Annotated in this window: 23 protein-coding genes; 1 reads left to right on the top strand and 22 read right to left on the bottom strand. The window is 58.9% G+C overall.

The window, feature by feature from the left end; translation table 11 throughout:
• Nucleotides 1–7: 7 nt before the first annotated feature.
• The 22 genes from nuoM to GHO03_RS08880 all read right to left on the bottom strand — a co-directional run bounded on the left by nuoM (nt 8) and on the right by GHO03_RS08880 (nt 25,169).
• Nucleotides 8–1,540: an NADH-quinone oxidoreductase subunit M gene (gene nuoM / locus GHO03_RS08985; RefSeq protein WP_095003303.1), complete on the bottom strand. Its 1,533-nt coding sequence runs from the start codon at nt 1,538–1,540 to the stop codon at nt 8–10.
• A 38-nt stretch (nt 1,541–1,578) separates the two neighbouring features.
• Nucleotides 1,579–3,432: an NADH-quinone oxidoreductase subunit L gene (nuoL, locus tag GHO03_RS08980; RefSeq protein WP_095003302.1), complete on the bottom strand. Its 1,854-nt coding sequence runs from the start codon at nt 3,430–3,432 to the stop codon at nt 1,579–1,581.
• A complete protein-coding gene (nuoK, locus tag GHO03_RS08975; protein ID WP_019412103.1) occupies nt 3,429–3,737 on the bottom strand; it encodes an NADH-quinone oxidoreductase subunit NuoK in 309 nt (102 codons plus the stop codon). Before nuoK ends, nuoL begins: the two co-directional genes overlap by 4 nt.
• Nucleotide 3,738: 1 nt before the next feature.
• Nucleotides 3,739–4,242, bottom strand: coding sequence for an NADH-quinone oxidoreductase subunit J (nuoJ, locus tag GHO03_RS08970; protein WP_019412102.1), 504 nt, complete (start codon nt 4,240–4,242; stop codon nt 3,739–3,741).
• A gap of 9 nt (nt 4,243–4,251) precedes the next feature.
• The gene (gene nuoI, locus GHO03_RS08965) at nt 4,252–4,800 is read right to left on the bottom strand and encodes an NADH-quinone oxidoreductase subunit NuoI (RefSeq protein WP_016780194.1); all 549 of its coding nucleotides are present in this window, start codon (nt 4,798–4,800) and stop codon (nt 4,252–4,254) included.
• Between the two features lie 12 nt (nt 4,801–4,812).
• Nucleotides 4,813–5,820: an NADH-quinone oxidoreductase subunit NuoH gene (gene nuoH / locus GHO03_RS08960; protein ID WP_016780195.1), complete on the bottom strand. Its 1,008-nt coding sequence runs from the start codon at nt 5,818–5,820 to the stop codon at nt 4,813–4,815.
• A complete protein-coding gene (nuoG, locus tag GHO03_RS08955) occupies nt 5,817–8,531 on the bottom strand; it encodes an NADH-quinone oxidoreductase subunit NuoG (RefSeq protein WP_153399657.1) in 2,715 nt (904 codons plus the stop codon). Before nuoG ends, nuoH begins: the two co-directional genes overlap by 4 nt.
• A 132-nt stretch (nt 8,532–8,663) precedes the next feature.
• The gene (gene nuoF / locus GHO03_RS08950) at nt 8,664–10,019 is read right to left on the bottom strand and encodes an NADH-quinone oxidoreductase subunit NuoF (protein WP_086796175.1); all 1,356 of its coding nucleotides are present in this window, start codon (nt 10,017–10,019) and stop codon (nt 8,664–8,666) included.
• Nucleotides 10,016–10,513, bottom strand: coding sequence for an NADH-quinone oxidoreductase subunit NuoE (gene nuoE / locus GHO03_RS08945; RefSeq protein WP_088379405.1), 498 nt, complete (start codon nt 10,511–10,513; stop codon nt 10,016–10,018). Before nuoE ends, nuoF begins: the two co-directional genes overlap by 4 nt.
• Nucleotides 10,514–10,515: 2 nt before the next feature.
• The gene (gene nuoC, locus GHO03_RS08940) at nt 10,516–12,300 is read right to left on the bottom strand and encodes an NADH-quinone oxidoreductase subunit C/D (protein WP_095003300.1); all 1,785 of its coding nucleotides are present in this window, start codon (nt 12,298–12,300) and stop codon (nt 10,516–10,518) included.
• A 74-nt stretch (nt 12,301–12,374) separates the two neighbouring features.
• Entirely contained in the window at nt 12,375–13,049 is a 675-nt protein-coding gene (locus GHO03_RS08935) for an NADH-quinone oxidoreductase subunit B family protein (protein WP_016780200.1), read from the bottom strand.
• A gap of 10 nt (nt 13,050–13,059) precedes the next feature.
• Nucleotides 13,060–13,473 (bottom strand): NADH-quinone oxidoreductase subunit A, encoded by a 414-nt coding sequence (locus tag GHO03_RS08930; protein ID WP_003446990.1) that lies wholly within the window; start codon nt 13,471–13,473, stop codon nt 13,060–13,062.
• 636 nt (nt 13,474–14,109) lie between these two features.
• A complete protein-coding gene (gene aceA / locus GHO03_RS08925; protein WP_048365296.1) occupies nt 14,110–15,435 on the bottom strand; it encodes an isocitrate lyase in 1,326 nt (441 codons plus the stop codon).
• A 241-nt stretch (nt 15,436–15,676) separates the two neighbouring features.
• Nucleotides 15,677–16,420 (bottom strand): secretin N-terminal domain-containing protein, encoded by a 744-nt coding sequence (locus GHO03_RS08920; protein ID WP_153399655.1) that lies wholly within the window; start codon nt 16,418–16,420, stop codon nt 15,677–15,679.
• Between the two features lie 190 nt (nt 16,421–16,610).
• Nucleotides 16,611–17,033, bottom strand: coding sequence for a GNAT family N-acetyltransferase (locus GHO03_RS08915; protein WP_095003299.1), 423 nt, complete (start codon nt 17,031–17,033; stop codon nt 16,611–16,613).
• Nucleotides 17,026–18,192 (bottom strand): cupin domain-containing protein, encoded by a 1,167-nt coding sequence (locus GHO03_RS08910; protein ID WP_095003298.1) that lies wholly within the window; start codon nt 18,190–18,192, stop codon nt 17,026–17,028. The genes GHO03_RS08915 and GHO03_RS08910 overlap by 8 nt, the downstream gene beginning before the upstream one ends.
• A gap of 83 nt (nt 18,193–18,275) precedes the next feature.
• Nucleotides 18,276–19,646: an adenylosuccinate lyase gene (purB, locus tag GHO03_RS08905; RefSeq protein WP_016780205.1), complete on the bottom strand. Its 1,371-nt coding sequence runs from the start codon at nt 19,644–19,646 to the stop codon at nt 18,276–18,278.
• 127 nt (nt 19,647–19,773) lie between these two features.
• Nucleotides 19,774–20,397, bottom strand: coding sequence for a high frequency lysogenization protein HflD (gene hflD, locus GHO03_RS08900; RefSeq protein ID WP_095003297.1), 624 nt, complete (start codon nt 20,395–20,397; stop codon nt 19,774–19,776).
• Nucleotides 20,394–21,527, bottom strand: coding sequence for a tRNA 2-thiouridine(34) synthase MnmA (gene mnmA / locus GHO03_RS08895; protein ID WP_095003296.1), 1,134 nt, complete (start codon nt 21,525–21,527; stop codon nt 20,394–20,396). Before mnmA ends, hflD begins: the two co-directional genes overlap by 4 nt.
• A gap of 59 nt (nt 21,528–21,586) precedes the next feature.
• Nucleotides 21,587–22,033, bottom strand: a complete 447-nt coding sequence (locus GHO03_RS08890) for an NUDIX hydrolase (protein ID WP_095003295.1) — start codon at nt 22,031–22,033, stop codon at nt 21,587–21,589.
• A gap of 194 nt (nt 22,034–22,227) precedes the next feature.
• Complete coding sequence (locus GHO03_RS08885) at nt 22,228–24,450, bottom strand: NADP-dependent isocitrate dehydrogenase (protein ID WP_095003294.1); 2,223 nt, start codon at nt 24,448–24,450, stop codon at nt 22,228–22,230.
• A gap of 440 nt (nt 24,451–24,890) precedes the next feature.
• Nucleotides 24,891–25,169 carry a cold shock domain-containing protein gene (locus tag GHO03_RS08880; RefSeq protein ID WP_095003305.1) on the bottom strand — a complete coding sequence of 93 codons (279 nt, stop codon included), beginning with the start codon at nt 25,167–25,169 and terminating at the stop codon, nt 24,891–24,893.
• 230 nt (nt 25,170–25,399) lie between these two features.
• On the opposite strand from GHO03_RS08880, the gene clpS reads away from it, so the two are divergent.
• Nucleotides 25,400–25,762, top strand: coding sequence for an ATP-dependent Clp protease adapter ClpS (clpS, locus tag GHO03_RS08875; RefSeq protein WP_016780211.1), 363 nt, complete (start codon nt 25,400–25,402; stop codon nt 25,760–25,762).
• Nucleotides 25,763–25,783: the final 21 nt, after the last annotated feature.

Raw genomic sequence — 25,783 nt, 5'->3', positions numbered from 1 at the left:
AGCGCTCTTACCGGGCCGAAGCGAGTTGAGTGAAGGCGGTGCCGAGCCATTGCTGCACGCCATGCATGGTCGCAGCGGAGGTATCGAGGAACGGTTGTGGGTACACGCCGATAAACACCAGCAGTACCGCCAGACCGAGCACCATGATCAGTTCACGTGCATCCATACCGGCCAGTACATCGTCCGATTTGGATGGGCCGAAGTAGGCACGGTGAATCATGATCAGCGAGTAGACCGAACCAAACACCAGGCCGGTTGTGGCGATCGCGGTGACCCAAGGGAAGCTGGCAAACGAGCCAATCAGGATCAGGAACTCGCCGACAAAGTTGCCGGTGCCCGGCAAGCCCAGGGACGCCGCCGCGAAGAACAGGCTAATGGCCGGCAGGTAAGCGATCTTGGACCACAAACCACCCATTTCACGCATGTCACGGGTATGCAGACGCTCATACAACTGGCCGCTGAGGATAAACAGCGCAGCTGCCGAAACACCGTGGGCCAACATCTGGATCACGGCGCCTTGCAGGGCCAGCTGGCTGCCGGAGTAGATACCGATCAGCACGAAACCCATATGGGAAACGCTGGAGAACGCGATCAGACGCTTGATATCGGTTTGTGCGAACGCCAGGAAAGCACCGTAGAAAATCCCGATCAGACCCAGGGTCATGGCGATCGGCGCAAACTCGGCCGAGGCATTCGGGAACAGCGGCAAGGCGAAACGCAGCAAACCATACGCAGCGGTCTTCAACAGGATACCGGCCAGGTCCACAGAACCTGCGGTAGGTGCCTGTGCGTGAGCATCCGGCAGCCAGGAGTGGAACGGTACGACCGGCAGCTTCACGGCGAAAGCAATGAAGAAGCCCAGCATCAGGATGTACTCGGTGGTGAGCGACATCTTGGTTTTCAGCAACTCGGCGTAGCTGAAGGTAATCACGCCGGTGTTGTTGAAGTTGACCAGCACCAGACCCAGGATCGCCACCAGCATGATCAGGCCGGAAGCCTGAGTGAAGATGAAGAACTTGGTGGCGGCGTAGATACGGGTTTTCTTGCCGTCCGACGAGCTATGACCCCAGAGCGCGATGAGGAAATACATCGGCACCAGCATCATTTCCCAGAAGAAGAAGAACATGAACAGGTCGATGGCGAGGAACACGCCAACCACACCGCCCAGGATCCACATCAGGTTCAGGTGGAAGAAGCCCACGTGACGCTGAATTTCTTTCCACGAACACAGCACCGACAGCACACCGAGCAAGCCGGTGAGCAGGATCATCAGCAGCGACAGGCCGTCCAGCGCCAGGTGCACGCTGATACCGAAGCGGGCAATCCAGGTGTGCTGGAACTCAAGGGCCCAGGTCGGGTCGGCGCCAGGCGCCGGTGCAAATGAGTAGTTCCCCTGGGACCACAGCCAAAGGCCGAGGGCAAGCTCAAGGGACATGGTCAGCAACGCAATCCAGCGTGGCAGGGTAGAGCCGAAGCGCTCACCCAGCCAGCACAGCAGGCCGCCGATAAAGGGGATCAGGATTAGCCAAGGCAGAATCATGACGGGCTCAATTCCTTTCGCAAAGTCGAAGGTTCATATCAGACCGCTACCAGCACGATGGCGCCCATGACCAGTACAGCACCGGCGGCCATGGATGCAGCGTACCAACGCAGTTGACCGGTTTCGCTGCGGCTCAGGGCGTTATGCCCGGCCTTGGCCATCTTCGGGATCAAACCAATGGTCTGGTCCAGAGGATCTTTGGCCAGCAAGCGGCAGATCAACAGGTACGGTTTGACGAACAGTTTGTCGTACAGCCAGTCGAAGCCCCAGGCAGCGAACCACCAGGCTGACAGGAAGCGACCGATGCCGCTGTTGGCGACGGCGCTTACAAAGCGACGCTTGCCCAGGTACAGCAGGGCAGCCAGCAGGATACCGGCCAGGGCGATGGCACCCGAGGCGATTTCCAGGCTGTGCTTGGCTTCACCGCCAGCATGGCCAACGCTTTGTGGCAGTACACCGGCCAGTGGCGGGGTGATCATGGCGCCGATAAAAGTCGACAGTACGATCAGCACGCTCAGTGGCAGCCAGTAGGTCACGCCGTGGCCTGCATGGGCTTCAGTCTTGGCTTCACCGTGGAACGTGACGAAGATCAGGCGGAAGGTGTACAGCGAGGTCATGAACGCACCGACCAGACCGGCATACAACAGTTCGTTGTTACCGCTGGCGAAGGCTTCCCAGAGGATTTCGTCCTTGGAGTAGAAACCGGCCGTCAGCAATGGCAAGGCAGACAGCGCCGCGCCACCGACGATAAAGCTGGCGTAGGCCAATGGCAGTTTTTTCCACAGGCCGCCCATCTTGAAGATGTTCTGCTCGTGATGGCAGGCAACGATGACCGCACCGGAGGCAAGGAACAGCAGCGCCTTGAAGAAGGCGTGGGTCATCAGGTGGAAGATCGCGCCGTCCCAGGCACCCACGCCCAATGCCAGGAACATGTAGCCGATCTGGCTCATGGTCGAGTAGGCAAGGATACGTTTGATGTCGGTTTGTACCAGTGCGGCGAAACCGGCCAGTACCAGGGTCACACCGCCGACGATGCCCACCAGGTGCAGCACTTCAGGTGCCAGGGTGAACAGGCCGTGGGTACGGGCAATCAGGTACACACCGGCGGTTACCATGGTTGCGGCGTGGATCAGTGCCGAAACCGGGGTAGGGCCGGCCATCGCGTCTGCCAGCCAGGTTTGCAGCGGCAGTTGCGCGGATTTACCGACAGCACCACCCAGCAGCATCAGGGTTGCCAGCACGATCCAGAAATCACCGGCCTGGAACTTCTGCGGTGCCAGCACCAGCAGTTCCTTGATGTTCAGCGTGCCCAGTTGCTGGAACAGGATAAACAGGCCGATGGCCAGGAACACGTCGCCGACACGGGTCACGATAAAGGCTTTGAGTGCCGCGTTGCCGTTGTTGCGGTTGCTGTAGTAGAAACCGATCAACAGGTACGAGCACAGGCCCACGCCTTCCCAGCCGAAGTACACGAACAGCAGGTTATCGGCCAGGATCAGGAACAGCATGCTGGCGATAAACAGGTTGGTGTAGGCAAAGAAACGCGAGTAGCCGTCTTCACCGCGCATGTACCACGAGGCGAAGACATGGATCAGAAAGCCCACGCCGACCACGACACCGAGCATGGTGACCGACAGGCCGTCCAGGTGCAGGGCGAAGTTGGGCTTGAAGCCTTCTACCGAGATCCACTGCCACAGTACCTGGGTGTACTCGCCGCCCGGTGGTGGTGCGACATTGAATTGCCAGATCACAAACGCGGCCACGATGGCCGACAGGCCAATGGAGCCGACGCCGATCAGCGCCGAGAGGTTTTCGCTGAAGCGTCCACGGGAGAACGACAGCAGCAAAAAGCCGATCAGGGGGAATACGAAAGTCAGAAAGAGAAGGTTCATCCGCGCATCTCACTGGCAGCATCGATATCAAGCGTATGGAAGCGGCGATACAGCTGCAGCAGGATCGCCAGGCCGATACTGGCCTCGGCGGCTGCCAGGGTGATCACCAGGATGAACATGACCTGTCCATCCGGCTGCGCCCAGCGTGCACCGGCAACGATGAAGGCCAGAGCAGCGGCGTTCATCATGATTTCCAGACTCATCAATACGAAGAGAATGTTGCGACGTACCATCAGGCCAACCAGACCGAGGCAGAACAGGATGCCGGCAACGGCCAAACCATGTTCGAGAGGTATTCCTGGCATGTTATTGCTCCTTCGCCTCAGTGCGGCCCAAGTGGAACGCCGTCACAGCTGCAGCAAGCAGCAGCATCGAGGCGAGTTCGACCACCAGCAGATACGGACCGAACAGGCTGATGCCCACGGCTTTTGCATCGATGGTGGTTTGACCGATTGCCGCACCGCTCGGGTGAGCGAACAGCACGTACAGCAATTCGGCCAGCAGGATGGCGGACAGAATGCTCGGCCCGATCCAGATGCCCGGCTTGAGCCAGTGGCGTTCTTGCGTCACCGAGGCGGGGCCCTGGTTGAGCATCATCACCACGAACACAAACAGCACCATGATGGCACCGGCGTAGGCGATCACTTCGAGCACACCGGCAAAGGGTGCGCCCAGGCTAAAGAACGTCATCGCCACGGCAATCAGCGAAATAATCAGGTAGAGCAGGGCGTGCACAGGGTTGGTGTTGGTGATCACGCGTAGCGTGGACACGACAGCGACACCCGATGCGAAATAGAAAGCGAATTCCATCGTTCTTCCTTAAGGCAGCAAGCTCTTCACGTTGATCGGCTCGGCTTCGTTCTGGGCAGCGCCTTTCGGCTTGCCTTCCACGGCCATACCCGCAACACGATAGAAGTTGTAATCAGGGTTCTTACCGGGACCGGAGATCAGCAGATCTTCTTTCTCGTACACCAGATCCTGACGTTTGAACTCGGCCATCTCGAAATCCGGTGTCAGCTGGATCGCGGTGGTCGGGCAGGCTTCCTCACACAGGCCGCAAAAAATGCAGCGTGAGAAGTTGATGCGGAAGAACTCCGGGTACCAACGGCCATCTTCGGTTTCGGCTTTTTGCAGCGAGATGCAGCCGACCGGGCACGCCACGGCGCACAGGTTGCAGGCTACACAGCGCTCTTCGCCGTCCGGGTCGCGGGTCAGGACAATCCGGCCACGGTAGCGCGGCGGCAAGTACACCGGTTCTTCCGGATACTGCAGCGTGTCACGCTTGCGGAAGGCATGGCCAAACACCATCACCAAGCTGCGAAGCTGGGTGTAGGTGCCATGCACGATGTCAAACAGATACTTGAACATGGGTCTCTATCCTCACTGAACCGCGCCGGCAGGCGTGTTCAACAACACGACTGCGGCGGTCACCAGCAGATTGATCAGGGTCAGCGGCAGGCAGAACTTCCAGCTGAAGTCCATCACTTGGTCATACCGTGGGCGCGGAATGGAAGCGCGCAGCAGGATGAAGATCATGATGAAAAACGCGGTCTTCAGAGCGAACCAGATAAACGGAATCTGGGGCAGCAGACCGAAAGGTCCGTGCCAGCCACCGAAGAACAAAGTCACCAGCAACGCCGAGATCAACACGATCCCGATGTACTCACCCACGAAGAACATGCCCCATTTCATGCCGGCGTATTCAATGTGGTAACCATCGGCCAGTTCCTGTTCCGCTTCCGGCTGGTCGAAGGGGTGACGGTGAGTCACGGCCACGCCAGCGATAAAGAAGGTCAGGAAACCGAAGATCTGCGGGATGATGAACCACAGGTTCTGCGCTTGATATTCAACGATGTCGCGCATGTTGAACGAGCCAACCTGCACCACGATGCCCATCAGCGCCAGGCCCATGAACACTTCGTAGGACACGGTTTGCGCCGAGGCACGCAAGGCACCCAGAAGGGCGAACTTGTTGTTGCTCGACCAGCCGGCGAACAGCACCGCATAGACCGACAGACCGGCCATGGCGAAGAAGAACAGGATACCGACGTTCAGATCCGCCACGCCCCAGGTCGGGGTGATCGGGATAATCGCAAAGGCGATCAGCAAGGCACTCATGGCCACAACCGGCGCCAGGGTGAAAATCGCCTTGTCGGCAAACGGTGGGGTCCAGTCTTCCTTGAAGAACATCTTGATCATGTCGGCTGCGATCTGGAACGCACCGAACGGGCCCACGCGGTTCGGACCGTAACGGTCCTGCCACAGGGCCAGCAGGCGACGTTCAACCCAGCTCAGCAGCGCGCCGCACACCACTACGGCGAGCAGGATTACCACGGCTTTGACCACCGAGATAATCACGTCGATCACTTCAGGCGTAAACCAGGTCATTGGGCTGCCTCCTGCAAACCGTCAACGGTAAGGCCAAAGATCGCTGGCGGGATACCGGCCAGGCCTGCTGGCAGTGCTACCAGGCCTGCACCCAGCTCTTCATTGATACGCAGTGGCAGACGTAGGGTCACACCGGCAACGTTGAGGCTGAGCAGGGCGCCATCGTTGACACCCAGGCGGTCGGCTTCGGATTTGGCCAGTGCGATATAAGCGGCTGGAATGCGTTCTTGCACCGGTGCGGCTTTCGAAGAGTTCTCTTCGCTGCCCAGCAGATGGTAGAACGGCACGACTTGCCAGGTGCCGCGAGCCGGGTTGAACGCGCCCGGAATGCTGGCGAACCAATTCAGCGAGTCGCCCTTGCTTTCGATCAGGCGGATGCCCGGGTCGCCCGCACGGATATGACCACCCACTTCGTCCTGGAACTTGTTCCAGGCTTGTGGCGAGTTCCAGCCCGGCGACCAGGCGAACGGCACTTGTTGGCGCGGTTCGACGGAGCCCGAGTAACCTTCCATGGAGAAGGCGAATGCGGTGTCCGGGTCTTGCGGGGTGCGCGGTTCGTGCACGCTGATATTGGCGCGCATGGCAGTACGGCCGCTGTAGCGCAAAGGTTCGCGCGCCAGCTTCATGCCTTTGATACGGAATGCTGCCGACGGTGCCGCATCAACGATGCCGGCCAGTTCTGGCGTGCTTGCCGCTGTTTGCTGTGTCACGTGATCGAGCAGGGTCCAGTCAACCGCCTTGTTCAGCAGGGTGCTGCGCAGGGCGTGCAACCAGCGCCAGCCTTCGTGGATCAAGTTGCTCGAATCGAGGTAGCGCGGCTCGAACACCTGGAAGAAGCGTTGGGCACGACCTTCCTGACTCACCAACGTACCGTCGCCTTCAGCAAAGCTTGCCGCTGGCAGAACCAGATCGGCACGGTCGGTGGTTGCGGTCTTCTGATGATCGGCAACGATCACCACTTTGGCCGCGTCCAGTGCTGCGTTGACCTTGACCGCATCGACACGGGTAAACAGATCGTTTTCCAGTACCACGATGGCGTCTGCTTTACCGTCGATCACTGCTTGCAATGCAGCGTCTACCGATTCGCCGCCGAGCATGGCCAGACCGAGGCTGTTGGCTTCCGGCACGACCAGGCTGATGGAGCCGGCTTTCTCACGCAGGTGCAGCGCCTTGGCGATGTTACCTGCGGCTTCGATCAGGGCCTTGGAGCCCAGCGAGGTACCGGCAATGATCAATGGGCGTTTGGCTGCAAGCAGGGCGTCGGCGATGCGTTTGGCCAGCTCCAGGGCTTCAGCGTCCAGGCCGGCAACGGCAGGGGCGCTGGCGTCGATGGCGTGAGCCACGGCGAAACCGATACGGGCCAGGTCATCCGGCGCAGCGTGTACGCATTCTTCAGCCACGTCGTCGAGCTTGGTTTCAGCCAGGCTGGCAATAAACAGCGGGTTCAGCGCGTGCTGACCGATGTTTTTCACCGCAGCGTCGAGCCACGGCTGAACGTGCATGGCGTCGGCCATTTCTTCAGCTTTGCCCTTGACCGACTGACGCAGCGACAGCGCCATACGGGCGGCGGTCTGGGTCAGGTCTTCACCCAGTACGAAGATGGCGTCGTGATCTTCGATCTCGCGCATGTTCGGGACGGGCAGCGGGCTGTCTTTCAAGACTTGCAGCACCAGGCGGATGCGCTCCAGCTCACCGGCTTCGATACCCGAGTAGAAGTGCTCGGCACCGACCAGCTCGCGCAACGCGTAGTTGCTTTCGAGGCTGGCGCGCGGCGATCCGATACCGACGATGTTACGACCGCGCAACAGATCGGCGGCTTTATCCAGTGCAGCGTCAACGCTCAGTTTGCTGCCGTCGGCCAACAATGGCTGACGTGGGCGGTCGGTGCGGTTGACGTAGCCATAGCCAAAACGGCCACGGTCACACAGGAAGTACTGGTTAACCGAACCGTTGAAACGGTTTTCGATGCGACGCAGTTCACCGTAACGCTCGCCCGGGCTGATGTTGCAGCCGCTGGAACAACCGTGGCAGATGCTTGGTGCAAACTGCATGTCCCATTTGCGGTTGTAACGCTCGGAGTGAGTTTTGTCGGTGAACACACCGGTCGGGCAGACTTCTGTGAGGTTGCCCGAGAACTCGCTTTCGAGCACGCCGTCTTCAACGCGACCGAAGTACACGTTGTCGTGGGCGCCGAATACACCGAGGTCAGTGCCGCCCGCGTAGTCTTTATAGAAACGCACACAGCGATAGCAGGCGATGCAGCGGTTCATTTCGTGGGAAATGAACGGGCCGAGTTCCTGGTTCTGGTGAGTACGCTTGGTGAAGCGATAACGGCGCTCGTTGTGGCCGGTCATCACGGTCATGTCTTGCAGATGGCAGTGGCCGCCCTCTTCGCACACAGGACAGTCGTGCGGGTGGTTGGTCATCAGCCATTCAACAACGCTGGCGCGAAACACTTTCGCTTCTTCGTCGTCGATGGAAATCCAGCTACCGTCGGTGGCCGGAGTCATGCATGACATGACGATACGACCACGCTTGTCGTTCTCGTCGGTGTACTGCTTGACGGCGCATTGGCGGCAGGCGCCAACACTGCCCAGGGCAGGGTGCCAGCAGAAATACGGGATATCGAGGCCCAGCGACAGACATGCCTGTAACAGGTTGTCTGCCCCATCGACTTCGAGATCTTTGCCGTCTACGTGGATAGTGGCCATGGTTCAAAGGTCTTCGTTGGCCCGGTGTCAGCGGGCGTGGCTAATGGAATCTTGTTATGCGTTCGAAGCAACCCAGCCTTACGGCGTTATCGAACGATCAGAAGGGGGCACGGACCCCCTTCATTCAGAGCGTTACGCGCCGATAACAATCGGGCGTGCCAGAGGTGGAACACCGGGTTTTGCTTGCGCAATACCGGCTTCGAACTCTGGACGGAAGTACTTGATCGCGCTGCCCAACGGTTCCACGGCGCCCGGTGCGTGAGCACAGAACGTCTTGCCAGGGCCGAGGAAACCGACCAGACCCAGCAGGGTCTCGATATCGCCAGGCTGACCTTCGCCGTGTTCGATCGCCATCAGCAGCTTGACGCTCCACGGCAGACCATCACGGCAAGGGGTGCAGAAGCCGCACGACTCACGGGCAAAGAACTGTTCCATGTTGCGCAGCAAGGAGACCATGTTGACGCTGTCGTCCACGGCCATGGCCAGGCCAGTACCCATACGGGTGCCAACCTTGGCGATGCCGCCGGCATACATTTGTGCGTCCAGGTGCTCGGGCAACAGGAAGCCGGTACCGGCGCCGCCTGGCTGCCAGCACTTGAGCTTGAAGCCGTCGCGCATGCCGCCGGCGTAGTCTTCGAACAGCTCGCGAGCGGTCACGCCGAATGGCAGTTCCCACAGGCCAGGGTTCTTCACTTTGCCGGAGAAGCCCATCAGCTTGGTGCCGTGGTCTTCGCTGCCTTCGCGGGCGAGGGATTTGTACCAGTCAACGCCGTTGCCGATGATGGCCGGTACGTTGCACAGGGTTTCCACGTTGTTCACGCAGGTCGGCTTGCCCCATACGCCCACAGCGGCCGGGAACGGCGGCTTGGAGCGCGGGTTGGCGCGACGGCCTTCGAGGGAGTTGATCAGTGCGGTTTCTTCACCGCAGATGTAACGCCCGGCGCCGGTGTGCACGAACAGTTCGAAGTCGAAACCCGAACCGAGGATATTCTTGCCCAGCAGGCCGGCTGCCTTGGCTTCTTCGACGGCACGGCGCAGATGCACCGCTGCAGTGGTGTATTCGCCACGCAGGAAGATATAGCCGCGGTAGGTTTTCAGTGCGCGGGCACTGATCAGCATGCCTTCGATCAGCAGATGGGGCAGTTGCTCCATCAGCATGCGGTCTTTCCAGGTGTTGGGTTCCATTTCATCGGCGTTACACAACAGGTAACGGATGTTCATGGATTCGTCTTTGGGCATCAGCCCCCACTTCACACCCGTCGGGAAGCCGGCACCGCCGCGACCCTTGAGGCCGGCGTCTTTCACGGTCTGGACGATATCGTCCTGGGCCATGTCGGCGAAGGCCTTGCGCGCAGCGGCGTAGCCGTCCTTGGCCTGGTACTCGTCAAGCCATACCGGCTCGCCGTCGTCACGCAGACGCCAGGTCAGGGGGTGGGTTTCTGCCGAACGCTTGATCAGGTTGGCAGGGCCGAAAGAAGTCAGGCTCATGGGTAGGCCTCCAACAACGTGGCGACGCCAGCAGGCTGCACGTCACCGAATGTGTCGTCGTCGATCATCAACGCCGGCGCCTTGTCGCAGTTGCCCAGGCAGCACACCGGCAGCAGCGTAAAGCGGCCGTCCGGGGTGGTCTGACCGAGGCCGATGCCCAGCTTGTTCTGGATTTCGCCGACCACGGATTCGTGGCCACCGATGTAGCAGACCATGCTGTCGCACACGCGGATGATGTGGCGGCCGACCGGCTGACGGAAGATCTGGCTGTAGAACGTAGCCACGCCTTCAACGTCGCTGGCAGGGATGCCCAGCAGTTCGCCGATGGCGTAAATCGCGCCGTCCGGCACCCAGCCGCGTTCCTTCTGAACGATCTTCAGGGCTTCGATCGACGCCGCGCGCGGGTCTTCGTAGTGATGCATCTCATGCTCGATGGCCGAGCGCTCGGTTTCGCTCAGGGCGAAACGGTCTGTCTGGATAAGCGTGCTGTTCATGCTTAGCGGTCCACGTCGGCCATAACGAAATCGATACTACCCAGGTACGCAATCAAGTCCGCGACCATTTCACCTTTGATCACCGAAGGGATCTGTTGCAGGTGCGGGAAGCTTGGGGTGCGAATCCGGGTGCGGTAGCTCATGGTGCCGCCATCGCTCGTCAGGTAATAACTGTTGATGCCCTTGGTCGCTTCGATCATCTGGAAGGATTCGTTGGCCGGCATCACCGGGCCCCACGAAACTTGCAGGAAGTGCGTGATCAAGGTCTCGATATGCTGCAGCGTGCGTTCTTTAGGCGGCGGTGTGGTCAGCGGGTGATCCGCCTTGTACGGGCCGGCCGGCATGTTGCGCATGCACTGCTCGATGATTTTCAGGCTCTGGCGCATTTCTTCGACGCGCACGATGCAACGATCGTAGGCATCGCCGTTGGCTGCCAGCGGGACTTCGAATTCGAAGTTCTCGTAGCCGGAATACGGGCGCGCCTTGCGGATATCGAAGTCACAACCGGTGGAGCGCAGGCCGGCACCGGTGACGCCCCATTCCAGGGCCTCTTTGGTGTTGTAGGCGGCAACGCCGATGGTACGACCACGCAGGATGCTGTTGTCCAGAGCAGCTTTCTGGTACTCGTCCAGACGCTTGGGCATCCAGTCGATGAACTCCTTGACCAGGCGATCCCAGCCGTTCGGCAGGTCGTGGGCAACGCCGCCGATGCGGTACCAGGCCGGGTGCAGACGGAAACCGGTGATGGCCTCGATCACCTTGTAAGCGCGCTGACGGTCGGTGAACGTGAAGAACACCGGGGTCATGGCGCCCACGTCCTGGATATAGGTACCCAGGAACAGCAGGTGGCTGGTGATACGGAAGAATTCGGCCATCATGATGCGGATGGTGTCGACCCGGTCAGGCACTTTGATACCGGCCAGCTTCTCGACCGAGAGCACGTACGGCAGGTTGTTCATCACGCCGCCGAGGTAGTCGATACGGTCGGTGTACGGGATGAAGCTGTGCCAGGACTGGCGTTCGGCCATTTTCTCGGCGCCACGGTGGTGGTAACCGACGTCAGGCACGCAGTCGACGATCTCTTCACCGTCCAGCTGCAGGATGATGCGGAAGGCACCGTGAGCCGAAGGGTGGTTCGGCCCCAGGTTGAGGAACATGTAGTCCTCGTTTTCACCGGAGCGTTTCATGCCCCAGTCTTCCGGGCGGAAGCGCGCGGCTTCCTCTTCCAGCTGCACCTTGGCCAGGGTCAGGCTGTACGGATCGAACTCGGTAGCACGGGCCGGGAAGTCCTTGCGCAGCGGGTGACCTTCCCAGGTTGGCGGCATCATGATGCGCGACAGGTGCGGGTGGCCTTTGAAATCGATGCCGAACATGTCCCAGACTTCACGCTCGTACCAGTTGGCGTTCGGCCAGATACCGGTCACGGTAGGGACACTCAGGTCTTTTTCAGACAGGGCCACCTTGATCATGACGTCGCTGTTACGTTCCAGCGACATCAGGTGGTAGAAGACGGTGAAGTCTGCACCCGATGGCAGGCCCTGACGCTTGGTACGCAGACGTTCGTCCACACCGTGCAGGTCATAGAGCATGACGTAGGGTTTTGGCAGGTTGCGCAGGAAGGTCAGTACTTCGACCAGTTTTGCGCGGCTAACCCAAAGCACCGGCATGCCGGTGCGCGTGGCCTGGGCGGTGAACGCCTCAGGGCCAAAACGGGTGTTGAGTTCGACAACCACATCTTGGTCGTCAGCCTTGTAAGGCGGGATGTACAGAGCGGAGCCTGCAGTCATGGTTTTTTATCGCTTTCGGTCAACGTAAAGAATGAAGCCAGTGATTCGTTCTATTGAGTAGAAACGGCGCTGGATCAGACTTCGTCGGGGCTGCGCAGGTTGGTTACCTGAATACGCTGTTCGCGGCGCTGTTCCTTTTGCGATGGCATCTCGGCGCGGTACACGCCTTGTTCGCCAACGACCCAGGAAAGTGGGCGACGCTCCTGGCCAATCGACTCTTGCAAGAGCATCAAGCCTTGCAGAAAAGCCTCAGGGCGGGGCGGGCAGCCGGGTACGTAAACGTCCACAGGCAAGAACTTGTCGACCCCTTGAACCACGGAGTAGATGTCGTACATGCCACCGGAGTTGGCGCACGAACCCATGGAAATGACCCATTTAGGTTCAAGCATTTGCTCGTAAAGACGCTGGATGATCGGCGCCATCTTGATAAAGCAGGTCCCGGCAATAACCATGAAATCCGCCTGACGCGGCGAAGCCCGGATAACCTCGGCGCCAAAGCGCGCGATGTCGTGGGGCGCCGTGAAGGCGGTGGTCATTTCCACATAGCAGCACGACAGGCCGAAGTTGTACGGCCACAGGGAATTTTTACGTCCCCAGTTGACCGTGCCGTTCAGCACGTCTTCGAGCTTGCCCATGAAAATGTTTTTGTGGACTTGATCTTCTAACGGATCGGCAACGGTTTCCCGTGTGCCGATCGGGTATTGCTCGTTAGGAGCATCCGGGTCGATCCTGGTGAGTTCGTATTGCATCGCCAAAGCCTCATTGTTTCAGCTTGGCCTGCCGCTTACGACGAGCTTCCGGTGCCCAATCAAGAGCACCCACCCGAAATAGGTAGACAAGGCCTGCCAACAGAATTGCTATGAAAACGAGAGCTTCGACGAATCCGGTCCAGCCGCTTTCGCGAACAGACACAGACCAGGCAAAGAGAAAGAGGGCTTCGATATCGAAGATCACGAACAGCATCGCGACCAGATAGAATTTGGCTGAGAGCCGCAAGCGGGCGCCACCGGTAGGTAGCATGCCGGACTCGAACGGTTCATTTTTGCTGCGACCCCAGGCTTTTGACCCAAGGAGGCTGGAGACGCCAAGCATGAAGGCACAGAGGCCGACAACGCCGAGAAGGAAAATGGCAAAGCCCCAGTTGTGGGCTATGAGTCCTGTCGCTTCGGGCATGCTGGAAATCCTTAACAGAGAGCAAAGGTCTCTGAGCTAGAAAAGGTGATAAAGCAGTGACGTTATGTCGCAGTGCTATTGATTGCCGGGATTTTATGGCTAAACACCCAGCAAGTAAATTTTCTAAGATGAATTAATTCAGTCCTTTAGTTGTAGAACCTCCATCAATGTCTATGCAGGCCTTGAACTGTGGGCGTTACAGCGTTTTTCAGTGTTTGTTTTTCAGTGTTCATGTATTCAACAAAAGCAACTCGTAATGATAATTAATATCGTTTGAGTGGTTATTTGTTGTGTCGCTATGTCGCAGGCTTGTAGAACTTGGCTTATATAAGCGCTGTTAGCAAGTTTGGAACTTGGCTTTTTAACCCGGTCTGGCGATCGAAGCATGGATCTGGGTCAGTGTTTTGTCGGATGGGCAGGGCAGCGGGATGTCTTTCTGTGGGAGCGGGCTTGCTCGCGATGCTGATAACTCGGTCCTCCAGGCAGGCGCGGTGATGCCATCGCGAGCAAGCCCGCTCCCACAGGGGAGGGGTGAACAAGTCGCCGGGCAAAAAAACGCCCCGAACCAGTCGGGGCGTCATGGGCATGGCATTGCGTTTGTTCTTTACAGGCTGGGCAATGGCCGTGGTTCCATTATCAGTGGAACTGTTCTTCTTCTGTAGAGCCGGTCAGGGCGGTAACCGAAGACGAACCACCCTGGATCACGGTGGTCATGTCGTCGAAGTAGCCAGTGCCCACTTCCTGCTGGTGCGCCACAAAGGTGTAGCCTTTGGCTGCGTCAGCAAATTCCTGCTCTTGCAGTTTCACGTAGGCGGTCATGTCGTTGCGGGCGTAGTCGTGCGCCAGGTTGAACATGCTGTGCCACATGTTGTGGATACCCGCCAGGGTGATGAACTGGTGTTTGTAGCCCATTGCCGACAGCTCGCGCTGGAATTTGGCGATGGTCGCGTCGTCCAGGTTTTTCTTCCAGTTGAAGGAAGGCGAGCAGTTGTACGACAGCAACTGGTCCGGGTATTCCTTTTTGATTGCTTCGGCAAAGCGACGCGCTTCTTCCAGATCCGGCTTGGCGGTTTCGCACCAGATCAGGTCGGCATACGGCGCGTAAGCCAGGCCACGGGCAATGGCTTGATCAAGGCCGGCACGTACTTTATAGAAGCCTTCCTTGGTGCGCTCGCCAGTCACGAATGGCTGGTCGTACGGGTCGCAATCGGAAGTCAGCAGGTCAGCCGCGTTGGCGTCGGTACGAGCCAGAATGATGGTCGGCGTACCGGCAACGTCAGCTGCCAGACGTGCTGCTGTCAGTTTTTGCACAGCTTCCTGGGTCGGAACCAGTACCTTGCCGCCCATGTGACCGCATTTTTTCACCGAGGCCAGCTGGTCTTCGAAGTGAACGCCTGCAGCGCCCGCTTCGATCATGCTTTTCATCAGCTCGTAAGCGTTGAGTACGCCGCCGAAACCGGCTTCAGCGTCAGCCACGATCGGTGCGAAGTAGTCGATATAACCCTGGTCGCCCGGGTTTTTACCGGCTTTCCACTGAATCTGGTCGGCACGACGGAATGAGTTGTTGATGCGCTTGACCACGGTTGGAACGGAGTCCACCGGGTACAGCGACTGATCCGGGTACATGGATTCGGCAGAGTTGTTGTCTGCCGCCACTTGCCAACCCGACAGGTAGATAGCCTGGATACCGGCTTTAACCTGTTGTACCGCTTGGCCCCCGGTCAGGGCGCCCATGCAGTTGACGAAATCTTTCTCAGGACGGAAGGACGGGTGTGCGCCCTGTGTCACCAGTTTCCACAGCTTGTCGGCACCCATTTTTGCAAAGGTGTGCTCGGGTTGAACCGAGCCGCGCAGGCGGACCACGTCAGCAGCGGAGTAATCGCGAGTCACGCCTTTCCAGCGTGGGTTTTCGGCCCAGTCTTTCTCAAGGGCTGCAATTTGCTGTTCGCGTGTCAGTGCCATGGTGATAAACCTCGTCGCATAGGTCTGGGTTGAAAAATGGTTGCTCCACCAGGCACACAACACTGTTGTTTGTATAAGTGCGTGAATGGCGGCTCGCTACGGGCAGTACAGGCCCCAGGGCCTTTGCGGGGCCTCTGATCAGCGGGAGCGGGGCCATCATGCCTTTGCATTTTTGAGGCGTCAAATGTTTTGTAGTGCTTTTTTTATAACACTACATAATTTGCGAAAAACGACTCGTCGGTCAGTTTTGGCCCTTTTGGTCGAGTACATCGACTTTGACCCGAATGGTCATGTCATCCCGGCTTTGCGTAGAGTAGCTGCGGGTTTGCGGCGGATTGTCAGTCTGGTTAAGAGCGTTGTTGCCCGCCACGGTTATCCATTGCCCCAGAGGGCCGCTGACTTGTGTGTCGGTACTTTGCGTGCTCACTACATCGGGTTGCTCCTGGCTCATGCGATCGCGAGTCGTACTGATCGCCAGGTGTACCGTTTCACCTGTGACGCTGGCGGTGACGTAAAAACCCCGGGTGACGTTGCGGTAGTCGGTCTGGGTGAGCAAGCGGCCGTAGGCGTCGGTCTGGGTGCTGGTCAGCGGTACGCTCTGGCCGGTCTGGATAAATGCCGGGGTGCCTTCGCTGGTCTGGATTTGCTGGGTGCCGCCGTCGCGGCTGGCGGTGCTGATCACCCGGGTGTCCGGATCATTAGTGGCCAGGTTGTTGTCACTGGTATCGACCGTGATCAGCAGGCGCCGGGCGGGTGTGTCGAGTTGCGCAAGCAGGTCTTCGAGGTTCTGGATTTTCGAGGCGCCTGCCTCGACGATCAGTTGGTTGCCATAGGCGCTGACTTTGCCGTTTTTGCCGATAAAGTTCTGCGCGATGGGCAGCAAATCGGCGCTGGTGCGGTTTTGCAGGGTGATGACGCGGGTGTCGGCGATCGCGCTGAAGCTAGCGATCAGCAGCAGGCCAGCGATGAAGGGGCGTAGGGACATGTCCATTATCTCCGCAATGCTTGAAAGGGCTGGGTCTGAGTGTGCCAGATAGCAAAACGCCCTGCGATCCGGGGATGGCAGGGCGTTTTGCAAAACTGCTGTGGGAGCGAGCCTGCTCGCGAAATTCTCAAGAGTGCCGCGCTAGCAGCCTTCGCGAGCAGGCTCGCTCCCACAGAGATCGGCGTGGCAGTTAGCTCACCCGCACCATATCAACGTGGGGAATCCCTGCTTCGAGGAATTCATCGCTGACGATCTTGAAGCCAAGGCGCTCGTAGAAGGGTGTGGCATGCACTTGGGCACTGAGCATTTGTTGCTTGAGGCCACGTTTTTCGGCTTCAAGAATCGTGGCCTGCATCAGTGCGTCGCCAACCTTCAGGCCGCGCCAGTCCTTGAGAACCGATACGCGGCCGATATGGCCGTCCGGCAGGAGCCGGGCGGTACCAATCGGGAAGTCGCCTTCATAGGCCAGAAAATGCACGGCATCGGCATCGTCTGCATCCCACTCCAGTTCTGGAGGTACAGATTGTTCGGCAATAAATACCGCCTCACGAATGCGTCGAAGTTCGGCGTTGTCCTTTTGCCAGTCGGCGACACGTACGTGAATGCTATTCATCAGCGAACCCCAGGCTTCCTTGTTTAACCAGCTCGCAGAGCAGGTTGCGTCCATCTTCATCGGCCAGCCATGTGCCGAGGTTGTCACTGTGCAGCGCGTCGGCGGCACAGATCATTTTCAGCAGTTCGCGCAGCTTGCCCGGCAGCAGGCGGCTTTGGCCGCTGGCGAACAACAACAGGTCGTCATCGACCTCGGACCATGCCAGGCGTGCGCTCGGGTTGCGGATCAGGATTGCGCCCTGTTCCAGGCTACCCAGCAGGTCTTCTTCTTCGAGTTCAGGGCCGACCACGAGTTCCGGATAACGTGGCTCGGTCATGAACTGGCCGAACCAGGTCAGCAGCATGCGCTCGTCGCTCATGTGCTCGGTCAGCAGGCTCTTGAGGCGATCAAGGGCGTCGTGCTGGATCTGGTGCGGGTCGCTGACCGGTTGCGCGTCAGCGTCGGTGTAGCGATCTTCGTCCGGCAGGTACTGGCTGAGGAAGTCGGTAAAGTGGGTCAGTACTTCAGCGGCGCTCGGTGCACGGAAGCCCACCGAGTAGGTCAGGCAGTCGTCTACGGCTACGCCACAGTGGGCCAGGCGCGGTGGCAGGTAGAGCATGTCGCCGGGCTCAAGGGTCCACTCGTCGGTGGCCTGGAAATCAGCGAGGATACGCAGGTCCGCGTGCTCCAGCAGCTTGCTGTCGGAGTCGCACATCTGGCCGATCTGCCAGTGACGCTTGCCATGACCCTGCAGCAGGAACACGTCGTAGTTGTCGAAGTGCGGACCAACACTGCCACCTGGGGCGGCGTAGCTGATCATCACGTCGTCGATACGCCAGCTCGGCAGGAAGCGGAAGTTTTCCAGCAGTTCATTGACTTCAGGCACGAACTGATCAACGGCCTGCACCAGCAGAGTCCACTCGCGCTCTGGCAGTTTGCCGAATTCGTCTTCGGCGAACGGACCGCGGCGCAGTTCCCATGGGCGCTCGCCGTGTTCGATGATCAGGCGCGATTCGACTTCTTCTTCAAGGGCCAGACCGGCCAGTTCGTCGGCGTCGATCGGGCTTTCGAAGTCAGGAATTGCCTGGCGCACCAGCAGCGGTTTTTTCTGCCAGTAGTCGCGCATGAACTCGCGCGCAGTGATGCCGCCCAGAAGTTGAAGAGGAATGTCAGGATTCATGTGTAACCTATTGAAAAATTGCACTTTGTAATCGGGAATAAAAACGCCCGGCACGGCCGGGCGTTAATAGGTCGTTGCAGCGATCAGATGCGCTTGGCTTGCTCGACGGCGTTGCCAATGTAGTTGGCCGGAGTCAGCAGCTTCAGCTCGGCTTTGGCCGCTTCCGGCATTTCAAGGCCGTCGATGAAAGTTTGCAGTGCTTCAGGGCTGATGCCCTTGCCGCGGGTCAGCTCTTTGAGCTTTTCGTACGGGTTTTCGATGTTGTAACGACGCATCACGGTCTGGATCGGCTCGGCCAGGACTTCCCAGCAGGCGTCCAGGTCAGCAGCGATTTTCTGTGCATTCAGTTCAAGCTTGCTGATGCCCTTGAGGCTGGCTTCGTACGCGATCACGCTGTGAGCAAAGCCCACGCCGAGGTTGCGCAGTACGGTGGAGTCGGTCAGGTCGCGCTGCCAGCGGGAGATTGGCAATTTGCTGGCCAGGTGCTGGAACAGGGCGTTGGCGATACCCAGGTTGCCTTCGGAGTTTTCGAAGTCGATCGGGTTGACCTTGTGCGGCATGGTCGAAGAACCGATTTCGCCGGCAATGGTGCGCTGCTTGAAGTAGCCCAGGGAGATGTAGCCCCAGATATCGCGATCGAAGTCGATCAGGATGGTGTTGAAGCGGGCGATGGCGTCGAACAGCTCGGCAATGTAGTCGTGCGGCTCGATCTGGGTGGTGTACGGGTTGAAACCCAGGCCCAGCTCGTCTTCGATAAAGGCGCGGGCGTTTTCTTCCCAGTCGATCTGCGGGTAGGCCGACAGGTGGGCGTTGTAGTTGCCCACGGCGCCGTTGATCTTGCCCAGCAACGGTACAGCAGCGACTTGAGCGATTTGACGCTCCAGACGGTAGACCACGTTGGCCAGCTCTTTGCCCAGGGTGGTCGGCGAAGCCGGTTGACCGTGGGTGCGGGACAGCATGGGTACGTCGGCGAACTTGATCGCCAGTTCGCGGATGGCTTCTGCGGTTTGACGCATCAGCGGCAGCATCACGTCATCACGACCTTCACGCAGCATCAGGGCGTGGGACAGGTTGTTGATGTCCTCGCTGGTGCAGGCAAAGTGGATGAACTCACTGACGTTGGCCAGTTCAGGCAGCTTGGCGGCCTGTTCTTTGAGCAGGTACTCAATGGCTTTGACGTCGTGGTTGGTGGTGCGCTCGATCTCTTTGACGCGTTCGGCGTGCTCAAGAGAGAAGTTCTCGGCCAGTTCATTCAGAACGGCGTTGGCTTCGGCAGAGAAGGCCGGGACTTCAGGGATGGCAGCGTGGGCGGCCAGGCGCTGGAGCCAGCGAACTTCAACCAGAACGCGAGCACGGATCAAGCCGTATTCGCTGAAAATTGGGCGCAGGGCCTGGGTTTTGCCGGCGTAGCGGCCGTCAACAGGGGAAACCGCAGTGAGCGAAGAGAGCTTCATGGGGTGTTCTCGGACAGTCGGGCAACGAAATGGGGCGCGTATCATACATGAAAAAACGGCCGGTCCGTTGCCAAGTGACCGGCGTCATACGCGTATCGATTTTAAATTCTGTGCCTGCCGGCGTGTTTCAGTTGCCGCGCAGCATCGGGTAAAGCTCTTTGAGCAGCTTGCGTCGGCTGATGACCAGCTGCCAGCGGTGGCCGCCCAATTGGCGCCACAGCCTTGCGCAGCGGATACCGGCCAGCAGCAGGGCGCGAATTTTTGCCGCGTTGTTCGGTTGTTGCAGGTTGCGCATGTCGCCGTGCACCTGGATACGCTGGCGCAGGGTGCTCAGGGTGTCCTGGTACAACGCGCCACAGGCGGCCACCACGTTTTCATGGGCCGGGCCGAAATGCTCGACCTGGGACTGGATCTGCGGCAGGCGCTTGCCGATCAGCTCCAGCATGTCGTCCCGCTTGGCCAGTTGGCGCTCAAGGCCGAGCATCGACAGTGCGTAACGCAGGGGCTCGCGCTGCAGGGTGTTGGGATCGCGCTCAAGAGCACCGATCAGGGCACGATAGCCTTCGCGCAGGTTGATGTCGTCGCCGCCAAAGACTTCCAGGGTGTCCTTGGGGTCACGCACCAGCAGGCTGCCGAGCATGCAGCTCAGGTCGGCTTCGCTGACCTGGCCGGTCTTGGCAATTTTATCCACCAGCACCGCGGCCAGAAATACGCCGCCGAGGGCTACCAGTTGCTCCTGAGTGGCGTTCATGGGCGTTTGCCCTTGCTCGACCAGGGCTCGGCCACTTCTATCACGCCGCCGCCCAGGCAGACTTCGCCGTCGTAGAACACCACGGACTGGCCGGGGGTGACCGCGCGTTGCGGGTCGTCGAAGGTGGCGCGGTAGCCGTTGGCGGTTTTTTCCAGGGTGCAGGGCTGATCGCTCTGACGATAGCGAACCTTGGCCGTCAGGCGCAGCGGGGTGCTCAGGTCGATCGGATTGACCCAGTAGATCTCGGAGGCGAGCAGGGCGCCGGAGAACAGCCACGGGTGGTCGTTGCCCTGGCCGACGATCAGCTCGTTGTGCTCCAGATCCTTGACCAGCACGTACCACGGCTCGTCGCTGGCGTCCTTGAGGCCGCCAATGCCCAGGCCCTGGCGCTGACCGATGGTGTGGTACATCAGGCCATGATGGCGGCCGATCACTTCACCTTCTGTGGTCTTGATCTCGCCCGGCTGTGCCGGCAGGTATTGCTTGAGGAAGTCGCTGAAGCGGCGTTCGCCGATAAAGCAGATCCCGGTGGAGTCTTTTTTCTTCGCGGTGGCCAGATCGTGTTTTTCCGCAATGCGGCGCACTTCCGGTTTTTCCAGCTCGCCTACCGGGAACAGGGTGCGGGCGATCTGTTCGCCGCCGACGGCGTGCAGGAAGTAGCTCTGGTCTTTGTTCGGGTCCAGGCCCTTGAGCAGCTCGGTACGGCCGTCAATGTCGCGACGGCGCACATAGTGGCCGGTAGCAATCAGGTCGGCGCCCAGCATCAGGGCGTAGTCCAGGAAAGCCTTGAACTTGATTTCGCGGTTGCACAGGATGTCCGGGTTCGGCGTGCGACCGGCCTTGTATTCGGCCAGGAAGTGCTCGAACACGTTGTCCCAGTACTCGGCGGCAAAGTTGGCGGTGTGCAGCTTGATGCCGATTTTGTCGCACACGGCCTGGGCGTCTGCCAGATCATCCATGGCGGTGCAGTAATCCGTTCCGTCGTCTTCCTCCCAGTTCTTCATGAACAGGCCTTCCACCTGGTAGCCCTGCTCCATAAGCAGAACGGCGGAAACGGAAGAGTCGACACCGCCGGACATGCCGACGATGACGCGCTGTTTTTCGGGGGCGACTAGGGCTGGATCACGCATAAGGATTCAATGAGTGTCTTGAAAAAGGACGCGATTCTAGCAGGCCCGAGCGCTCAAGGCTAAACCGAAGGGCGGATTAACGTCAGGTCGAACAGTTTGCCGCCCAGATAATCATCGATGCACTGCAGGGTCAGCTCGCTGCGCCAGCGTTCGCGCTGTGCAAGCAGTTCGTCGCGAGTCAGCCACAGCGGGCCAATGATGCCGGTGTCCAGCTGGTAGTCGGGGTGGTGCTTGAGCGCCTTGCCGGCAAAGCAGATGCGCTGGTAGGTCACGCCGTTGCTGGGAGCGGTGTAGAGGTAAATGCCGATCACACCGGTCAGTTCGACGTCATAGCCGGTTTCTTCGAGGGTTTCGCGGATGGCGGCCTCGATCAGGCTTTCGTCGGGGTCCAGATGACCGGCCGGTTGATTGAGCACGGCGCGGTCGCGCTTGAGTTCTTCGACCATCAGGAAGCGGCCATTGTCTTCGACGACAGTGGCGACGGTGATGTGGGGTTTCCATTCCATGGGGTGGGTCTCGGTTTATAGGTGGATGCATATCCCCTGTGGGAGCGGGCTTGCTCGCGATGCAGGCGCTTCGGTCTGTGCTTTTTACGCGGTGATGCTATCGCGGGCAAGCCCGCTCCCACCGGGTTTGTGTAGGCCGTAAAAACACAAACCCCGGCGTCGTGGGCCGGGGTCTGTGGTGTTGCCTGTTGCCCTTACACCGAAGCGATGATCGCGTTCAGTGTGGCGCTAGGGCGCATTACTTTGCTTACCTTGTCGGCATCGGCGTGGTAGTAACCACCGATATCGACCGGCTTGCCCTGCACGGCGTTGAGTTCGGCAACGATTTTTGCCTCGTTCTCGGCCATGGCTTTTGCTACTGGAGCAAATTGGGCTTGCAGCTCTTTGTCTTCAGTCTGGGCAGCCAGGGCTTGTGCCCAGTACAGCGCCAGGTAGAAGTGGCTACCGCGGTTGTCGATGTTGCCGACTTTGCGCGATGGCGATTTGTTGTTGTCGAGGAACTGACCGGTAGCCTGGTCCAGGGTCTTGGCCAACACCAACGCTTTCGGGTTGTTGTAGGTTGTGCCCAGGTGCTCCAGGGAAGCCGCCAGTGCCAGGAACTCACCCAGCGAGTCCCAGCGCAGGAAGTTTTCTTCCAGCAACTGTTGAACGTGCTTCGGGGCCGAGCCGCCGGCGCCGGTTTCGAACAGGCCGCCGCCATTCATCAGCGGTACGATCGACAGCATTTTGGCGCTGGTGCCCAGTTCCATGATCGGGAACAGGTCGGTCAGGTAGTCACGCAGCACGTTGCCGGTTACCGAGATGGTATCCAGGCCAGCGCGGGTGCGCTCCAGGGTGAACTTCATGGCCTCTACCGGCGCCATGATGCGAATGTCCAGGCCGCTGGTGTCGTGATCTTTCAGGTAGGTTTCAACCTTTTTGATCATTTCGGCGTCGTGGCTACGCTTTGGATCGAGCCAGAACACGGCCGGAGTGTTGCTGGCGCGGGCACGGTTGACGGCCAGCTTGACCCAGTCGCGGATCGGCGCGTCTTTGGCCTGGCACATGCGCCAGATATCGCCTTCCTCGACGTTCTGTTCCATCAGCACGTTGCCGTTGCTGTCAGTTACCCGCACAACGCCCGGGGTCTTGATCTGGAAAGTCTTGTCGTGGGAACCGTACTCTTCGGCTTTTTGCGCCATCAGGCCAACGTTTGGCACGCTGCCCATGGTGGTCGGATCGAAGGCGCCGTGTTTCTTGCAGTCTTCGATGGTGGCCTGGTAGATGGTGGCGTAGCAGCGATCCGGGATCACGGCCTTGGTGTCTTGCAGCTGGCCTTCGGTGTTCCACATCTTGCCGGAATCACGAATCATGGCCGGCATCGAGGCGTCGACGATTACGTCGCTCGGCACGTGCAGGTTGGTGATGCCTTTGTCGGAGTTGACCATGGCCAGCGCAGGGCGGTTGGCGTACACGGCTTCGATGTCGGCTTCGATTTCAGCCTGCTTCTCGGCTGGCAGCGCCTTGATGCGGGCGTACAGGTCGCCGATACCGTTGTTCAGGTTGAAACCGATTTCTTTGAGGACGTCAGCATGTTTTTCCAGCGCATCCTTGTAGAACTCGGCCACGATCTGGCCAAACATGATCGGGTCGGAAACCTTCATCATGGTGGCTTTCAGGTGAACCGAGAACAGTACGCCCTGCTTTTTGGCGTCTTCGATTTCGGCCGCTACGAACTCGCGCAGGGCTTTTTTGCTCATGACCGAGCAATCGATGATCTCACCAGCCTGGACGGCGGTTTTTTCTTTCAGGACGGTGGTGGTGCCGTCTTGAGCGATCAGTTCGATTTTAACGCTGCCCGGTGCTTCGATCAGGGCGGCTTTTTCGCTGCCGTAGAAGTCGCCTTCGCTCATGTGAGCAACGTGGGACTTGGAGTCTGCAGCCCAGGCGCCCATTTTGTGCGGGTGCTTGCGCGCGTAGTTCTTGACCGACAGCGGTGCGCGGCGGTCGGAGTTGCCTTCGCGCAGTACCGGGTTTACGGCACTGCCCATCACTTTGCTGTAACGCGCCTTGATTTCTTTTTCAGCGTCAGTGGTGACGGTTTCCGGGTAGTCCGGGATGTTGAAGCCCTGCGCTTGCAGTTCTTTGATCGCGGCCTGCAACTGCGGGACCGAGGCGCTGATATTGGGCAGCTTGATGATGTTGGCTTCAGGGGTAACGGCCAGGGCGCCCAGTTCGGCGAGGTGGTCTGCTACAGCCTTGTCACCCAATTGCTCGGGGAAGCTTGAGAGGATGCGGCCAGCCAGAGAGATGTCGCGCGTTTCAACGGCGATATCGGCGCTGGCGGTAAACGCCTCGATGATAGGCAGCAGTGAATAGGTGGCGAGCGCCGGAGCTTCGTCGGTGAAGGTATAGATGATCTTCGAACGGTTGGGCATTTCGGATTAACTCTCTTCTTTGCTGAGCGTGCTCAGATACTCGAGATGCGCAGGGTAGGCGCTTTCGTTCACAGTGAACAATGAGCCGAAAGTCGAGGTTCTTCGCGGTGATGTGAATGCATCAGTAGAGCGTCAAGCGGTCGGGCCGGGGTAACGGCCCAGCCTTTCTAGGCCTGAAAGACTCATTCCAGCATGTGTTTGCAGGTGACTCCATGGTCACCGGCGCAGTATACATAGGTCACCAAGGTTGCTGCGAGGGGGGCGGCCTAACACGAATCATCCATTGGTCTAAGTCCCTGCGGCAAAATGCCCTGATTTTTCGCGGTTTGCCCCGTGATTACGGGGTTTTTCGGCAACCTCAATTTTTCCTCGTGATGGCACGGGCATAAAAAAACCGGCCGATTCGCATGATCGAATCGGCCGGTTTCTTGGGCAGCGGGTCAGACCGGGAGGCTGGTCACCTCTTGCGCGGTCGCTGAAGCGCTGGCTGGAACTTGAGCGTTGGTGATTGCAACAGCATGCAGGCCCTTGGGGCCCTGGATTATTTCGAAGCTCACGGGTTGGCCTGCCTTGAGCGTCTTGTAACCGTCCATCTGGATTGCCGAAAAATGCGCAAAAAAGTCGATCGGGTTTCCGTGTTCATCGATGCCTTCCTTGGCCTGCGTATTAATGAAGCCGAAGCCTTTGGCGTTGTTGAACCACTTGACCTTGCCTTGCATACTCATATCCCTCTGCTGCAAACAACTCCATCACTGGAGTATCATCCAGTCAACTCGCACAGAAACCAGTAAAAGTGGTTGACTGCGCGGACCATTTTTCCCCACTGTGGGTACTATATGGTTGTAACACCGTTTTACCGATAGTCAAGGTCACGCGGCGGCGGTGTTGAAATTTGACATCTTTGCCTCCATCACTGTAGTTGCACAACCAACGACGAACCTTTCTTTCCATGCATGCAATTAGCCAGACTCGACTAACATTTAATCAGGATCACCCCGATTTTGATGACGAAGACTCCGCTGGCTTGGCTGTGCAAGAGGCTAAGCCTGCGCTTCAGGCGCCGCCGATGTACAAGGTGGTTTTGTTTAATGATGACTACACGCCAATGGATTTCGTTGTAGAGATCCTTGAGGTGTTTTTTAACTTGAATCGCGAATTGGCGACCAAGGTCATGCTGGCCGTCCATACAGAAGGACGGGCTGTGTGCGGCATCTATACCCGCGACATTGCCGAGACCAAGGCAGCGCAGGTAAATCAGTACGCACGTGAAAGCCAGCATCCGCTACTCTGTGAAATCGAGAAGGACGGTTAACGCCGACCACTTGGGTATGAG

Source organism: Pseudomonas sp. FSL R10-1339, assembly GCF_009600545.1.
In the GTDB taxonomy this organism is placed as follows: Bacteria; Pseudomonadota; Gammaproteobacteria; order Pseudomonadales; family Pseudomonadaceae; genus Aquipseudomonas; species Aquipseudomonas bubulae.
This window is presented reverse-complemented; position numbering and strand designations above follow the sequence as displayed.

Excerpts from the sequence above, each read along its gene's own strand:
- nuoM (WP_095003303.1), bottom strand. The coding sequence starts at position 1,540 with ATGATTCTGCCTTGGCTAATCCTGATCCCCTTTATCGGCGGCCTGCTG.
- nuoL (WP_095003302.1), bottom strand. The coding sequence starts at position 3,432 with ATGAACCTTCTCTTTCTGACTTTCGTATTCCCCCTGATCGGCTTTTTG.
- nuoK (WP_019412103.1), bottom strand. The coding sequence starts at position 3,737 with ATGCCAGGAATACCTCTCGAACATGGTTTGGCCGTTGCCGGCATCCTG.
- nuoJ (WP_019412102.1), bottom strand. The coding sequence starts at position 4,242 with ATGGAATTCGCTTTCTATTTCGCATCGGGTGTCGCTGTCGTGTCCACG.
- nuoI (WP_016780194.1), bottom strand. The coding sequence starts at position 4,800 with ATGTTCAAGTATCTGTTTGACATCGTGCATGGCACCTACACCCAGCTT.
- nuoH (WP_016780195.1), bottom strand. The coding sequence starts at position 5,820 with ATGACCTGGTTTACGCCTGAAGTGATCGACGTGATTATCTCGGTGGTC.
- nuoG (WP_153399657.1), bottom strand. The coding sequence starts at position 8,531 with ATGGCCACTATCCACGTAGACGGCAAAGATCTCGAAGTCGATGGGGCA.
- nuoF (WP_086796175.1), bottom strand. The coding sequence starts at position 10,019 with ATGAGCCTGACTTCTTTCGGCCCTGCCAACCTGATCAAGCGTTCGGCA.
- nuoE (WP_088379405.1), bottom strand. The coding sequence starts at position 10,513 with ATGAACAGCACGCTTATCCAGACAGACCGTTTCGCCCTGAGCGAAACC.
- nuoC (WP_095003300.1), bottom strand. The coding sequence starts at position 12,300 with ATGACTGCAGGCTCCGCTCTGTACATCCCGCCTTACAAGGCTGACGAC.
- GHO03_RS08935 (WP_016780200.1), bottom strand. The coding sequence starts at position 13,049 with ATGCAATACGAACTCACCAGGATCGACCCGGATGCTCCTAACGAGCAA.
- GHO03_RS08930 (WP_003446990.1), bottom strand. The coding sequence starts at position 13,473 with ATGCCCGAAGCGACAGGACTCATAGCCCACAACTGGGGCTTTGCCATT.
- aceA (WP_048365296.1), bottom strand. The coding sequence starts at position 15,435 with ATGGCACTGACACGCGAACAGCAAATTGCAGCCCTTGAGAAAGACTGG.
- GHO03_RS08920 (WP_153399655.1), bottom strand. The coding sequence starts at position 16,420 with ATGTCCCTACGCCCCTTCATCGCTGGCCTGCTGCTGATCGCTAGCTTC.
- GHO03_RS08915 (WP_095003299.1), bottom strand. The coding sequence starts at position 17,033 with ATGAATAGCATTCACGTACGTGTCGCCGACTGGCAAAAGGACAACGCC.
- GHO03_RS08910 (WP_095003298.1), bottom strand. The coding sequence starts at position 18,192 with ATGAATCCTGACATTCCTCTTCAACTTCTGGGCGGCATCACTGCGCGC.
- purB (WP_016780205.1), bottom strand. The coding sequence starts at position 19,646 with ATGAAGCTCTCTTCGCTCACTGCGGTTTCCCCTGTTGACGGCCGCTAC.
- hflD (WP_095003297.1), bottom strand. The coding sequence starts at position 20,397 with ATGAACGCCACTCAGGAGCAACTGGTAGCCCTCGGCGGCGTATTTCTG.
- mnmA (WP_095003296.1), bottom strand. The coding sequence starts at position 21,527 with ATGCGTGATCCAGCCCTAGTCGCCCCCGAAAAACAGCGCGTCATCGTC.
- GHO03_RS08890 (WP_095003295.1), bottom strand. The coding sequence starts at position 22,033 with ATGGAATGGAAACCCCACATCACCGTCGCCACTGTCGTCGAAGACAAT.
- GHO03_RS08885 (WP_095003294.1), bottom strand. The coding sequence starts at position 24,450 with ATGCCCAACCGTTCGAAGATCATCTATACCTTCACCGACGAAGCTCCG.
- GHO03_RS08880 (WP_095003305.1), bottom strand. The coding sequence starts at position 25,169 with ATGCAAGGCAAGGTCAAGTGGTTCAACAACGCCAAAGGCTTCGGCTTC.
- clpS (WP_016780211.1), top strand. The coding sequence starts at position 25,400 with ATGCATGCAATTAGCCAGACTCGACTAACATTTAATCAGGATCACCCC.